This window comes from Chryseobacterium oncorhynchi, assembly GCF_002899895.1.
GTDB classification, from domain to species: domain Bacteria; phylum Bacteroidota; class Bacteroidia; order Flavobacteriales; family Weeksellaceae; genus Chryseobacterium; species Chryseobacterium oncorhynchi.
On record NZ_PPEI02000003.1, the window covers coordinates 342,921 to 357,240 of the forward strand.

The 14,320-nt window shown below is 36.8% G+C and carries 13 protein-coding genes; 5 read left to right on the forward strand and 8 right to left on the reverse strand.

The window, feature by feature from the left end:
- Positions 1-17 precede the first annotated feature (17 nt).
- The 5 genes from C1638_RS11840 to C1638_RS11860 all read right to left on the reverse strand — a co-directional run bounded on the left by C1638_RS11840 (position 18) and on the right by C1638_RS11860 (position 4,769).
- Positions 18-1,742, reverse strand: coding sequence for an autotransporter outer membrane beta-barrel domain-containing protein (locus C1638_RS11840; protein ID WP_109621193.1), 1,725 nt, complete (start codon positions 1,740-1,742; stop codon positions 18-20).
- Positions 1,743-1,751: 9 nt separating this feature from the next.
- A complete protein-coding gene (locus C1638_RS11845) occupies positions 1,752-2,375 on the reverse strand; it encodes a leucine-rich repeat domain-containing protein (RefSeq protein WP_109621195.1) in 624 nt (207 codons plus the stop codon).
- Positions 2,376-2,648: 273 nt separating this feature from the next.
- Positions 2,649-2,894, reverse strand: a complete 246-nt coding sequence (locus C1638_RS22350) for a hypothetical protein (RefSeq protein WP_109621197.1) — start codon at positions 2,892-2,894, stop codon at positions 2,649-2,651.
- A gap of 157 nt (positions 2,895-3,051) precedes the next feature.
- Positions 3,052-4,089: a patatin-like phospholipase family protein gene (locus C1638_RS11855; RefSeq protein ID WP_076353052.1), complete on the reverse strand. Its 1,038-nt coding sequence runs from the start codon at positions 4,087-4,089 to the stop codon at positions 3,052-3,054.
- 179 nt (positions 4,090-4,268) lie between these two features.
- Positions 4,269-4,769 carry a M15 family metallopeptidase gene (locus tag C1638_RS11860; RefSeq protein ID WP_109621199.1) on the reverse strand — a complete coding sequence of 167 codons (501 nt, stop codon included), beginning with the start codon at positions 4,767-4,769 and terminating at the stop codon, positions 4,269-4,271.
- 225 nt (positions 4,770-4,994) lie between these two features.
- Between C1638_RS11860 and C1638_RS11865 the strand changes: the two genes are divergently transcribed.
- From C1638_RS11865 to C1638_RS11885, 5 genes are all read left to right on the forward strand, one after another.
- A complete protein-coding gene (locus C1638_RS11865; RefSeq protein WP_109621200.1) occupies positions 4,995-6,578 on the forward strand; it encodes a Na+/H+ antiporter in 1,584 nt (527 codons plus the stop codon).
- A gap of 190 nt (positions 6,579-6,768) precedes the next feature.
- Complete coding sequence (locus C1638_RS11870; protein ID WP_109621202.1) at positions 6,769-8,040, forward strand: Y-family DNA polymerase; 1,272 nt, start codon at positions 6,769-6,771, stop codon at positions 8,038-8,040.
- A 241-nt stretch (positions 8,041-8,281) separates the two neighbouring features.
- Positions 8,282-9,142: a complement C1q domain-containing protein gene (locus tag C1638_RS11875; RefSeq protein WP_109621204.1), complete on the forward strand. Its 861-nt coding sequence runs from the start codon at positions 8,282-8,284 to the stop codon at positions 9,140-9,142.
- Between the two features lie 10 nt (positions 9,143-9,152).
- Positions 9,153-9,965, forward strand: a complete 813-nt coding sequence (locus C1638_RS11880; RefSeq protein WP_109621206.1) for a hypothetical protein — start codon at positions 9,153-9,155, stop codon at positions 9,963-9,965.
- Positions 9,966-9,976: 11 nt separating this feature from the next.
- Positions 9,977-10,888, forward strand: coding sequence for a hypothetical protein (locus tag C1638_RS11885; protein ID WP_123838371.1), 912 nt, complete (start codon positions 9,977-9,979; stop codon positions 10,886-10,888).
- 1 nt (position 10,889) lies between these two features.
- Here the strand turns inward: C1638_RS11885 and C1638_RS11890 are convergent, their stop codons facing one another.
- The 3 genes from C1638_RS11890 to C1638_RS11900 are packed head-to-tail and all read right to left on the reverse strand — an operon-like array spanning position 10,890 to position 14,212.
- The gene (locus C1638_RS11890) at positions 10,890-12,449 is read right to left on the reverse strand and encodes a tetratricopeptide repeat protein (RefSeq protein ID WP_109621210.1); all 1,560 of its coding nucleotides are present in this window, start codon (positions 12,447-12,449) and stop codon (positions 10,890-10,892) included.
- Positions 12,450-12,461: 12 nt separating this feature from the next.
- The gene (locus C1638_RS11895) at positions 12,462-13,073 is read right to left on the reverse strand and encodes a YdeI/OmpD-associated family protein (RefSeq protein ID WP_109621212.1); all 612 of its coding nucleotides are present in this window, start codon (positions 13,071-13,073) and stop codon (positions 12,462-12,464) included.
- 5 nt (positions 13,074-13,078) lie between these two features.
- Entirely contained in the window at positions 13,079-14,212 is a 1,134-nt protein-coding gene (locus C1638_RS11900; protein ID WP_109621214.1) for a serine hydrolase domain-containing protein, read from the reverse strand.
- Between the last annotated feature and the right edge of the window lie 108 nt (positions 14,213-14,320).

The following is a 14,320-nucleotide window of genomic DNA, read 5'->3' on the forward strand; positions in this document are numbered from 1 at the left end:
TTCAATAAAGAACATTATTACACAGGTAAGTCTCCTTTTTTAGTGTATTCAAGGGTTAGAGTGAAGTTGTCAATTGCAGAATAATCATAATTAGGATTATCTGTAAGCTGAAATTGTACAAACTCTTTTTGCAATGAGATAAAAGCCTTACCTCTTAATTGATTACCTGCAAAACCTGCTTTCATATCATACCACTCTGTAAACATCTGATTGGAAACAATAACTTCCATACCTTCGAAGATGTTATCTATCTGAATAATACCGTTATCTGGGATTTGAGAGAAAAAAACAGTTTTTCTATAGATGGGTTTATTGTCAATCCATAATCCGCCGGTTCTGACCTCCTCTCTTGTGTAGGAGTGTTGTTTATCTGCGTATTTCTTCTGGATATAATCAAGATCTTTTATGTTGGGAGTATAGTCAGATGCTCCTGAAAGTCCTCTTACATCAGCTCCACCACAACTAATCACATAAGTAGGCTCAATTGTAGTAATTCCCTTTTTTGTAATTTCAGCTACAGGACCATCAAATTGTTCAAGGAATGTAAATGTAGAATGGCCCATAAGAGTTCCATTTTGATTTTTATCTGAACAGAAAACGGCACCTTTAGAAAGTCTGGTAAAGCTATTGTTAGTCATGTCCTTGATGACAATATCTCCCGTTACCGGCTTATTAGACATTGTTCCGGCTAATGGAACTGACTCGGAAGTGGCTTTGTCTTCCCATCCGAATGTTCCATCAGGTCTTGCAACGATATTTTTAGTATAACCTGCATCTGCTGTTGGAATCTGATTGGGTGTAATTGATAATTTACCATTCAGATTTACATATCGATCTACGAAGTTTCCTGAGATTAAAGCATCAGATAATGTTACAGAATTTCCTCTGTTAATATTGTGAATATATAAGCTATCTTGTAATTGAACATTATTGAAATTAGAGTTGCTTCCAATAATTACGTTGTTTTTAGAGTCTGTCCCAAGGTAGTTCCCGGCACTAGTTCCGATAATAATATTTTGAAACTTTCTATCTCCTCCTACATTGCCAGCATAAGCTCCCAATATAGTATTTCCTTGTGCACCACTACCATTGCTAAAACATGAGTATCCTACAATTGTATTTTCATTGGAATTAAGACCAATTCCCATGCTGAAGTTACCAATGACAGTATTTCCTTGAGTGCCATTATCTGTAGACGCAGAGTTGTGACCAACTACAACATGATCATTACCAAGAGGATTAGAACCTTTACCAACTGATACTATATAATTTGCTTGGTTGCTCAAATCATTTGATTCTTGACCAATCACAATGTTACTCAATTGGGCAGATCCACCATATCCTATCCCCTGTACTTTAATTAAGTTGGTAGTTTCGTTTCCTCTATCAGTTACGGATTGCAAGGTTCCAAGTTCACCCTGGGTAATGTCAATATATCTTGCTCCTGTCCATCGGTAAAGTTTATTGTTGTCTTTGATGACATAAATCTTTCCGGATTCCCCTGATTTAGGAAGATTAGAAAAGGTATCAAATTCTAAGACATCATCTACATAGCTTGGAAGTTGTGAAGCGGGAACTAGTCCGCCTACAAGGTCTGCTTTTTGAGAAAAATCATATGCTAATTTGTCTAATGGAATTTTTTCTTCTTTATGCCAGTACGAGTCCTGCCAATCCCAAAATTCTTCCTGTTTGGGAATGTCTCCATTTTCGAAATAAAGTTTTAATTCTTGTTTTGTTTTCATTTTTGATATTTATCTGTATGTGATGGTTGCGGTTGATGGGATGCCTGCATTACTAAGGTCTAATCCTGTTGGTGCGGAAACGGTTTGTAATGAAGGAATATTGAAAGCATTTTGCCCTACGGATTTAACCGATTTCGGGATGTATAATTCAGTAAGAGCAGTACTGCTGGAAAGTTGGAAGGCACTACTACCAATCGTTTCTATACCATTTTCCAGAATTAATTCAGAAATATTGGCATATCCACTTAAAAAGGCACTGCCCTCAATTGTTTTGCAGGTTCCAGGAATTTTTAAAGACCCTTTTAAAAACTGATGAGCAAAAGCAAGAGATTTCAATTTTTCTAATGTTTTAGGTAATTGAACCTCTATAATTGTGTTTTTTGCTGCTCCACTATATATAAATCCGCCCACTGTTTTTATCCCTTCCGGAATAATAACTCTCTTTCCTACTCCTGTAATTTCTTTACTGTCTGTAGGAGAAAATATGAATTCTTCATAAGTTGGTAGTTCAAAAGAACTGCTGGGTAATTTTTCATCTTTATGCCAGTATGAGTCCTGCCATGCCCAGAAATCTTCCTGCCTTGGGATATCTCCATTTTCGAAATAAAGTTTTAGTTCTTCTTTTGTTTTCATAAAAAATTGTGATTTAATTAATAGATTAATACTTGAAGCCTCTATTGGATGGCTTCAAGGTATTATAGCCTTGTTTTTGGAGTGGTTATAGGCTGTTTTCCACTTTTGGGGAATATTTTAGTGTTTTTGTGATCATTTTAAACACAGTTCCGGCTGTTCAGCATCTTGTGATGGTGATTCAAAGGATTCGAGAATAATAGTAATGAGACTGTTGGTGTGTAGTATAGAAAATGACTGAACAGCAGCAGAACGTGTTGTGTTTAAAAGTATATATTAAAGTGTGTCTTCTTCCAGAGCATCATCTTCAAAGTCTGTTCTGAAGAAGTTTTCAATGTCATTGAGATAGTTTTCATAGTCCATCTCTGCATTTTCGATGTCGCTCCACTCTATGGTGTAGAGATCTTCATCGAAGATTGTATCTGTGTTGTGAGTTGGCGTTTCCATGTTTTTTGTGATAAGGTATTGGTTGTATTTTGAACATATTTTGGGCTGTTCAGCATTGATGAATGTTGAAATCAAAGGCGTTTAAAGTTTTTATTGATTGTTATTTTGTGGCTTTGTTTATACTCCAAAAGTAGTGGTGGGAAGCGACAAAACTTGACGTGTTAAAAAAATATTTTTCAATGTAATGATATAATCTTTTTAGCTTATATTGAATACTTATAAGCTGAAAGGCTTATATTTTGTTTTTGATGAGCTTCTGAACAATTTGATTCAATGTTTCTCTGTTATCATCAATATAGCTTAATCCTGCCTGTATCAGATTTTCAATATTAGAGCGTCTTACATTATCCATTGCCGGAGAAGCATTTTTCAAGGATGGATTGAGGCGGTAATAGTTTTTCTGGTTTCTCAATCCTAAGGTCTGAAACATCTGACCAAGCTGATAATCTACTGTTTCTGCATTGGCAGACATTAAGATATCAATGATAGGATTTACCCAACCTATTTTTCCAGCCTTTTCCAGTCTTTTAAAAGAATAAGGCCTGGCTTCAATTCCTGTTCCGATAGATATGATAATCATATCATTAACTCCCGGATGGTTGGCTTTTTGATGGTTTTTTAAAACCTCTGCAAAAGGGATTTTTCTAGCCTCTGCATAGGCACAAAGAGCAGGATTGTTTGCAAACATACCACCATCAATCAGACTAAAGATTTGTCCATACATAGATTTGATCTGTACAGGGCTGAAATAGGTTGGTGCAGCTGATGTGGCTCTGCAAACATCTTTTACGTAAAAATTATCTGTGCTGAGGTGAGCTTCCCAAGAATTGAAAAGCTTAGCACGTCTGTTTTCTATATCATAACTTGTTATTAAACACGGTTTTATTAATTCCTTTAGTTCTAAATTTCCAAAAAAGTCATTCAGGTTTTTTTGAAGTGCTTCCTGGGAAATCCTCTCATTCAACAATCCAAATGGATTAACCAGCTTTTCCCAAAAGGAAACCTGGAAGATATCACCGCCCTTCTCAGCATACAACTCCAAGCCTTTCTGAATGGAATACTTTGCTTTACGAACTTCATCAGGACAAAGAATAATGGATGCAATCAGACCTCCTGTGCTGCTGCCTGCTACCAAATCAAAATAATCCCCAAGCTTGGCACTTGGTTTATCATAATACTGGAGCTGTTCTTCTATGTAGCGTAGAATAATACAGGTAATAATTCCTCTTATTCCGCCTCCGTCCAAAGAAAGAATGGTTGTCTTTTTCATGTGATATTTTTATTTGTTTTTTTAAAGAATACGAACAATCTTAAATCCGGAACTTAGCTTTTTATCATATGGATGATTGTGCTAGATGTATGAATTTCATTGCCTTTTTAGTTGTTTTCTTGTAAATCAAAGATAGGACGGAGAAGCGACAGAACTTGTCGTGTTTTAATTAATTTCAATTAAAAAATGATATAATTTTGATGATCTCTAGGCATTTTTAACAGCTTCCTCCAGCTGATTTTTATAAGCCCTTTTTTCGATGAAATGGTCTTTTTTTCAAAGTGGGGAAGATCTTTGAATGTTTTCCAGTTTCCACCCCAATCCCAGCCGTGTCTGGCAAAAATCTTTACACATTCATACCAGTCGGCAACCTTATCATTGTCCCAATCCTTTACGGTGTCCCAGCTTGCGGTTTTCCCGTCAATCATTAGGCAAATGTCTACGGCAAGACCATAATTGTGAATGCTTTGTCCGGCTTTGGCATTGGTCACCTTTTTTCCCGAAGTAATTCTTCCGATGGCATAGAGTTTTTCTTGTTCCTCAAAGGACCTTAACCCTTGAGTGATCCGTATCTTGGCTCTTCCGGTGAGTGCTTCATCACATTCCTTGATAATTTGTTTCACTTCGTCTCTTACCAATGGGTGAAGTTTCTGAATTCGTTCTAAGGTTACTTTGTCCATATTTCTTATTGTTATGATACAAAAGTATAGCACAGAAGCGACGAAACTTGACGTGTTTTTATTTAAAATTCTATAATATTCAATGTGAGATAAAAAGGTAATATGAAAATAGATTTATGGCATCAAATTAATCTGCATGCATAAAAAACAAGAAAAAAATTGCTTTTAAATTTTTAAAAATCAAATAGAAGTAGTAAATATGATGGACAAAAAACACAATATCAAATGCATACCATCTTACCTTTTTTACTGGCTATGGTAGCAGCTATCGTACTGCTAAACATGTGGGCTACCAGATTAAAAATTGCTTATCCTATTTTACTTGTTGTATTCGGACTTTTCGTTTCTTTTATACCTGGTTTGCCAGTCGTAAAGATCAATCCGGATCTTATCTTTTTTATTTTTTTACCTCCTTTATTATTTGAAGCAGCATGGTCTATTTCCTTTAAAGAGATGAAAAGATGGTGGCGTATTATTGGAAGCTTTGCCTTTCTGGTCGTTTTTTTTACAGCGCTGGCAGTGGCGGTAGCCGCTAATTATTTTATTCCAGGATTTACTATTGCCTTAGGGTTTTTGCTAGGAGGAATAGTGTCTCCTCCTGATGCGGTAAGTACAGGAGCTATTATGAAGTTTGTAAAAATACCAACTACTACATCTGCTATTCTGGAGGGAGAAAGTTTACTGAATGATGCTTCCTCACTTATTATATTCCGTTTTGCTTTGATTGCTGTAGGAACCGGACAATTTGTATGGCAGGAAGCTTCTTTAGACTTTTTTTGGATGATTATCGGAGGGGCTGGAATTGGCTTGCTACTCGCCTGGATTTTTGTACAAGCTCATAAGCGTCTTCCTACAGAACCCTCATCAGATATTGCATTGACTCTCATTGAACCTTATCTTATGTATTGGGTGGCAGAGCAGTTTCATTGTTCTGGAGTTTTAGCGGTAGTTTGTGGCGGTTTGTATATGTCTGCTAAAAGGATGATATTTTTAAACAGCAGCAGTCGTATAAGAGGTTACAGTGTATGGGAAAGCTTTGTATTTATTCTGAATGGGATCGTATTTTTAATTATTGGGCTTGAGCTTCCCGAAATTGTTGGCGGATTGCGTTCAGAAGGAGTTCCTCTGAGAATTGCCATCCAGTATGGAGTTTTGATAACGGGTATTCTCATTGCCGCCAGAATAATAAGTGCATACGCTGCTATGCTGGCTACTTTGATTTTTCGGCCAAGTGTAGCACCGCGTGCATCTTCTGCGAGGAGGCGTTTGCTGATGCCAATTATTCTTGGATGGACGGGGATGAGAGGTGTTGTTTCATTGGCTGCTGCATTGGCTATTCCGATCACCCTTGAAAACGGACTTCCTTTTCCCAACAGAAACCTAATCCTGTTCATTACTTTTGTTGTGATCTTACTTACATTGCTGGTGCAGGGACTTACGCTGCCCTATATTATCAGATACGGACATGTATTTGATGATTTTACAGATGAAGAGAAAGACAAGCAGGCCAGAGAAGAAATAAAACAAAAACTCAAGCAGCATGTTTATCATTTTCTTAAAAATAAGCATGAAAGCGAACTGAGCAGCCATGCCGGAATAGAGCGAATGTTGAAACATTGGGAAGAAAAAATACAGTCCGATGGCACAGAATGGATGAATGAAAAAACAAAAGATGTCTTTTTTGAGATGTTAGAAAGCCAGAGACAGTTTCTTGCAGAACTCAATAAAGATGTTTCTATTGATGAAAGTATTATTCGTCATCAGCTTTATCAGATTGACCTCGAGGAAGAGCGGTTAAAAATGATTTAATCTACAGAATAGTTATTAAATAATAATGTTTTTGAAAACAAAAATATAATGATAATGCGACAAAACATGTCGTATTTAAAAATATTATTCATTTGTTTTTCAATGTGTTAAATCTAATGTTAATTCCAGCCTAAAAGATTATTTTATTCTTTAAAAACAATAATTTTGCATAGATAATTTACGATACATTATGTATGCGCTGGTAGATTGTAACAATTTTTTTGTTTCCTGTGAAAGGACTCTGGATCCTACACTTGAGGGCAAACCCGTTGTGGTTCTTTCCAACAACGACGGGTGTGTTGTGTCCCGAAGTAAGGAGGCCAAAGATCTGGGTATTCCTATGGCTGCACCGGCTTTCAAATACAAAGAACTTTTCAAGCAATATGATGTAAAAAGCTTTTCAGCGAAGTTTGAGCTTTATAATTACAAAAGTCAGCAAGTTATCAATATTGCCAGTTCTTATGTTCTGGATTATGAGGTGTATAGTATTGATGAACTTTTTCTCGATTTGACCGGATTCAAATACATTGATATTTATGATTATTGTTTTAAAATTAAGGAAGAAATTGATGAAAAAGAAAACATTCCTGTAAGTATAGGAGTTGCACCTAGTAAAACCTTGTGTAAGGTTGCCAATAGAATTGTAAAGGATTTTCCGGAACAATTTAATGGGGTCTATATCATGGATACTCCCGAGAAAATTGAAAAGGCTTTGAAGTGGCTTAATATAGGTGATGTATGGGGAATAGGCAGAAAATTAGCTGTAAAAATGAATGACAGTGGGGTTTATAAGGCATGGGATCTTCTTCAGAAGCCGGAAGCATGGGTTAGAAAAGTGATGGGAATTCACGGAATAAGAATGATCAATGAGCTGAAAGGAATTCGTCAGCTGGAACTAGATGCTCCTTCACCCAAAAAGTCGATTGCCGTTACCCGAAGCTTTATGCAAATGCTTACAAATAAGGAAGAGGTCCGGGAGCGGGTAGAAACCTTTGGAATGTATTGCTCAGAAAGACTGCGCAAGCAAAATACCTGTTGCAAGATGATAACGGTGTTCGTACAAACCAACAGATTTAGAAAAGATCTTCCAGAATATAGAAATGCAATGACCCAAATTCTTCCCAATCCTACCAATTCCTCCATTTTAATAGGAAGAGTTGTAAATGAACTGTTTGAAGCCATCTACAGGGATGGATTTCATTATAAAAGAGCTGGAGTTATGGTGAATGACTTTGTTCCTGAAGATCAAAGACAGATCAGCCTTTTCGAAGAAGATACCCAAAATCAACATCTTCCTGTGATGAAGGCGATGGATGCTATGAACAGAAAATATGGGAAAGATAAGGTGCGTCTGGGAAGTATGAGCGGCGAGAATACTTTTGGCCGTACACAGCTGTCTCCTGAATATGAAGCTTTTTTAAAAAATAATACTTTACCTGAAGCTAACTTTAGGTTCCATTAGATGCTCAAGATTTGTATTGAGAAATTATCATTTCAAAAATTCTGAAAAAAACTAGAAGAAATTAAAGCTTTATTTCTTTAAATATATTAAAATACCGAATTTTGATATTGTAAAATGTCGCATTAACCATCTGTATATCAGTTGATTTTGTTATTTGTTGCTTGTGGGGCTATTGTGTAAGAAATCCTTTTGGGTTTATCTTTGACCAGAAATTTGAACACATTTTAAAACCACAAATTACATGAAAAATTTAAATTATCTGATAAAAGGGATTCTTGTCACAGGATGTCTTTCTTTTAATTTTACAAACGCACAGGTAGGAATTAATACATCCAATCCTCAGGCGATGTTCCATGTGGATGGAGGGAAAGATAACCCTGCCTCTGGAAATATAGCCTCTATACAGGCTGCCAATGATATGGTAATTACTTCTTCCGGTGAGCTGGGAATAGGAACTTTGTCTCCGGTAGTAAAAATAGATGCACGATCCACTGATAATACGGATAATTCGATTGGTATTGGCGAGACTTCCCAAGCTGCTTCTGTAGCAGGAGGCGGGGCTGTAAGGTATAATCCGTTAAATGGTGGAAAAATGCAATATTCAGATGGAGTGGTGTGGCAGGACCTTATTTCTACCCCTACCAAGGCTGTTGTAGTAGCTAATATAGAGGCTGCCAGTTTTGCTATTAAAATTCCTTATCAAGTTTCTACCAGCATCCTGGGATGGAACGAAATTACAGATCCTACAGGCGACTTCACTCCAGCAACAGGAACTTTTACAGCACCAAGAACAGGAGTTTATCTGGTTTCCTTTACGTATGATTTTGTGAGAATCCCTATTGAATCCGGATATTTTTCTGAAGCGAGATATGTAGTGAATGGAAATACTACTGTTAAAAAGTGTGTAAAATCATTTTCAAATATTTCAAAACAGGCTCAGGTAGCGGGTTCATGCGTTGCAGGAGTACAACTGAATAAAGGAGATACGCTTCAACCACAGATCTATCAGTCAGTGTACAACGGAAGTTTGAGTTTACGAACCAATACTTCGTCTTCAAGTAACGACTATGGTTTTGTAAATGTTTCGATATTAGAACAATAACACATTTGATATGATAAAAAAATTAATACCAGCCCTAATCATTTTCGGAAGTTTAGGGGTTAATGCTCAAGTGGGTATCAATATGTCTGCGCCTGAAAGAGTACTTCATGTAGATGGGCAAAAAAATACTTCTGTTTCAGTGCCAACCACTTATTATGATGATGTAGTGGTAACTTCTACCGGTAATATGGGAGTAGGAACAAAATCTCCTAAAACAAGACTGGACTTAAGATCACAAGAAAATGTAAATGCAATTGGTATTGGAGGAACCTCCCAGACGGCAGCCGCAGCAAAATCAGGAGCGCTGAGGTATAATTCTGGAACACAAGATTTAAGCTATTCTAATGGTACATCTTGGGTTACCCTGGCTCACAAGGCTTCAAATGACTTTGTAGATGCTGAAAACGCCTCTGGACAAAGTTTTAGCAATAGCACGCAGGCTACTATTACTGGCTGGACGAAGAAAACTGATGTGAACAGCAGTTTTAATGCCGGAACAGGAACGTTTATCGCTTCAAAAACAGGAGTTTATGTGGTTTCTTTTACATTCTCACTCACTTCGGGAGGTGTTGCAAACGACTCACGGTATGAAACTCTGATTCAGACAAATTCTACTTCTACTGCTACTAATACGGTTTTTAAATGTGTAGGAACTTACCCCGGAAATAATACCATTGGGAATCGTATTGCCGGAAACTGTTCAGGAATCTTTAACCTAATCAAAGGAGACAATATTACGGTAAGCCTGAATCAAAAACTAGGCAGCTCAAAAACTCTGGATGCAGATGCAACCCTTACTTCTTTAAGTATTTTCGGATTATAAAAAAATTAATGATGAAAAAAAACTGTTTACTGATTTTGATGACTTTAGGTTTCAACTGTGCATTTTCACAGGTTGGAATCAATACAGCCAACCCACAAGGCATTTTGCACATTGATGGAAAGGCAGATAATCCGGTGTCGGGAACATTATTTACTCCTGTTCAACAAAGTAATGATATTCTGATTAATAGTACCGGAAGAGTAGGAGTGGGCACCCATAGTCCTGCTGTAAAAGTAGATGCCAGAAACTCCGGAAATGGTGCTGTTGGCTTTGGAACGTCTTCACTGACTGCAGCAGCTGCAGACGAGGGAGCAGTCCGTTATAATAACGGAATGGAATATTCTAACGGAAAAGAGTGGTTGCCATTACTTACAGCACAACCGGCAAATAATAAGATCATTGTGATTGCAGCAAAGACCAATAATAATGTAAAACTGGGTACTCCCGCCATACCTACAGTAAATGCAGGTTTACAAAACAGAGCCAGTAATTATCTGGTAGATTGGGCAAAGACCTTTGAAAGTAATTCCGGGACAAACTTTAATGCATCTACAGGAGTTTTTACAGCACCTAGAAATGGAGTTTATGTAGCTTCTTTCACTACAGATCTTGCACCGCTTGCCATTAATTATACTACGGATGTTTTAAATCCGATCCAGATAGAGGCGATCTGGCAACTGTATGATAATACAACAGGATTGCTAGTCACCAATATTGTAAATACGGTAAAATGTGTCAATACAATGTCTTCGAATAGTTTAACCAATATTGATGCAGGAAGCAACTGTACAGCATCATTCTATATGACGACAGGGCAACGACTAATGCCCTATATCTGGTTTAACTTAAATAATTCAAATACTGCCAATTTTTCATTAAACAATACGGGCGGGTATAACAACCTTACCATTGCAGAACAGTAATTTATGTAACCTCTCCAAGGGTTTTGATAAAGGCTGATGGGTGTAATCCTGTGATTCTTTTAAACTCTATGGAAAAGGCACTGTGAGAAGAATAACCCGTAATTTCAGCAAGGTGGTTGATCTTGTATTTTCGATATTGCGGGTCATTTTTTAGTTGGTTTACAATGTGGTTGATCCTAAGATGATTGATGTACTGATTGAAGTTGAGATTCTTATGTTTTCTTATGACCGCCGAAAGATACTTTGTGTTTATGTTCAGGGTATTGGCAAGGTTGTAACGTGAAATGTTCTTGCTGTTAAAGTGAAGACTATCTTCAAAGCTTTTTAATCCTGTTAAAATATTTTCCTCTGCTTCCGGGGAAATTTTTACCTCTGCCGGAGTATTGCTGTGTTGAGGTTGGATTTCCTCGGCAACATCACTGGAATCCTCTTCATAGGAAGGAAGAGCAATCCCTTCTCGATATATTCTGGCAACTGTTTCCTTATGTTTTTTTCTAAGGCGAAAGATGTTAAAAATAACAGCACCCAATATCAGAATCATGACAAAGCAAACAATAAGTAAACCTTTTGAAAATCTATGACTTTTATTAAGTTCATTGTCAAAGTTTTCTTCTTTTTTTGAAAGTGTTTTATTGATCGCCATTGCTTTGTTGTAGGAGATACTGTCTTTCAGTTTGAGGTTTTCAACTTTATATTTCTGAATATTGGATGAGTCGTGAAGCTGAGTATAGGCCGTTTCAAGATTTTTTGTGACTTCTATTTTCTTTTCATTAAAACCATACTTATTGACAATAGCCAATGCCTGTTGATAATACAAAACGGCACTGTCAGGTTTATTTTGTTTAAAGAATGAAAACCCGATATCATTAAGAATGTTGGATTTAAGATAATGGTTATTACCGTCTATCAGCGTGAGAGCCTGTATAAAGTAAGATTTTGCTTCCTTGAATTTTTTTACCTCAGATAAACTGTACCCCATATTGGTATAGGCTGAGATCAATAGTTCGTTTCGTCGGGGTATATTTTTGATCTTTGTGAATTCCTGAACAGCATTTTTGGAGTAAAGTTCTTTTTCCTTGTACTGATTTTCATTGAGGAGAACCAGAAAAGAATTATAAATCATCCCTTTCAGTTCATGCCCCTCATCCGTATTATTATTTTTTACTTCGGCCAGAGCTTTCTGTAAATTTCTAGAAGACTCTTCTAAAAGTCCCAATTTTGCATATTGTGTGCCCTGCATTCTGTAGGCAAGGGCCTTTCCTATAGCATAATTATTTTGTGTGGAAATCTTCAGTGCTTTTTCTGAAAAATCAAGGCTGCTCTTTGCGTCTGATTTTAAATAGCTGTTGTATGACTTTAAATAATAAGCCTTGGCAAGGTATTCCGGTAAGTTTCTTCTTTGCGCAGAGTCTATAATTGTTTTGAGAACAATTTCTGAACTGTCCGGATTTTTTGAAGAAAGTCCTCGTGCATATTTATAATGTCTCTCAAAATCAAATGCTTGAGAAAACGCATATGTCGAAATAATGAGGAAGAAAAAGAACGTAATTTTTTTCTTCATTGTGTGTTGTGTTTATTTTTTTTCGTACTTCCAATTTCTGCCTTTGCCCTCTTCAATCCACTCCAAAGCCTGTTCCATTCTTTTATTTCTGGTAGCTTCTGTTTTGGCTTCAGTGAGCCATGTGATGTATTCCTTTCTGTAAGAGGGAGATGCTTTTTCAAAGAAACCCAATGCTTTTGGTTTATCGTTTAAAGCAGTCTGAAAATAATCAGGAATCTCCATTTCTGTTTTGGACGGGGCTGCTTTCTTCAGAGTTACTCCCATATCCGTAAGTTCCATAGCTTCCAGGATCGCTTTTTTAAGCTGAGGTTTTGAGGGAAGATCTTCAGTTTTTGTAATTTTTCCCAGACTGAACATGGAGTTCTTTTCAATATCATGGGTGATTTCCTGCATAGTTTTCATCTCTTTCTCCAGCCAGAACCCAAAGGTGCAATGTTGTTTAAAAGAGGCCATTGCACAGAGGTTTTTTCCTTTGTAGATAAAATGAGGAAAACTCCATTTCATCATTTCCTCTGCATCTGGGCAATATTCATGAACGGTTTCTCGGATGTAATGAAGAATAGGTTTTGCAAAATCCTGTGATTTTTCAATATAAGAATCTATTTTTGAGCTGTACTTTTCCATGTTTTTTATTGAAATAGCTGTACGGTTTCATTAACAAGGAATTTCACCTGATCTGGTCTTCCTCTGTCATTTTTAGGATTATTAGCATAGCTTCCGGTCTTTACAATAACCATATTGTGCTCAGGGACCATAATGATATACTGCCCTTGAAGCCCCAAAAAATAATAATGTTTGATAGGGTTATCGTGATTAATCCAAAGCCCCATTCCATAGATGTTTTCAGATTTTTCTGTAGGGGTTCTCATCTGCTCAATAAAATCAGAATTAAGGATCTGTTGATCACCTACCTTACCATCATCCAGAAATAATTGGCCCAGTTTTGCAAAGTCCCTTGCATTAGAATGAATACAGCAATATGTTTTTTCCATTCCATGATTGTCTGTACTCCATTTTGCATTTTGTTCCATTCCCAGCGGAATCCAGAACTTTTCAGATAAATAGGTTGCCAAGGGTTGTTTTAAAGCCTTTTTTAGAGCAAAGCCAAGAAGTTGCGTTGCTCCGCTTTGATATTCAAACCTTGTTCCCGGAACTTCCTTGAATTTTCTTGAAAATACTGCTTTTATAAGGCTTTTTCCATAGTAGGCTTTGGCGTTAGGAAGAAACGGACTGTTATAGTTTTCATCCCAGTCAAGACCGGCTTCCATTTGAGCTAGATTTTTGAGTGTGACTGTGTTTCCAAATGCTTTTTCCTTAAATTCTGCATAAAAGTCAGAAACCTTTTCGTCAATATTATGAATGATCCTTTCTTCCAGTGCTTTCCCTAAAAGCATAACGGTAACAGCTTTGGCCATGGAAAAGGAATTGGTTTGCGAAAGTTGATTATAGCCCTCCCAATATTGTTCATGAAGAATTTTCCCATTTTTTATCACCACAAAAGCGGCTGCTTTAGAATGTTTTAAATCTTCGACTAAATGTTTAGGTAGTTCTTTTTTATTGTAATCGGAATCTTCTTCCCATAGTCTAGGCTCTTCTGTAGCAATAGGATTGCTTGGAAACAGGTTTCCATCATCAATATACGCACTTGATTTTCCCTTAAGGTAGGTCTTGGAAATGCCACTAAATAAATAATCATATCCCAAAAAGTAAGCTGCAGCCGCTCCGGCTACTGCCCCGCCTATCATGTACTTTAATATTCTCATATTTCGTCAATCGGTCTCTAACAAATTTAAACAATTTGAAACTTAAAAATAATAAAATAAGATAGAAGTACTGAAAATAAAAAAGCCCTGATTTCTCAAGGCTTTTAT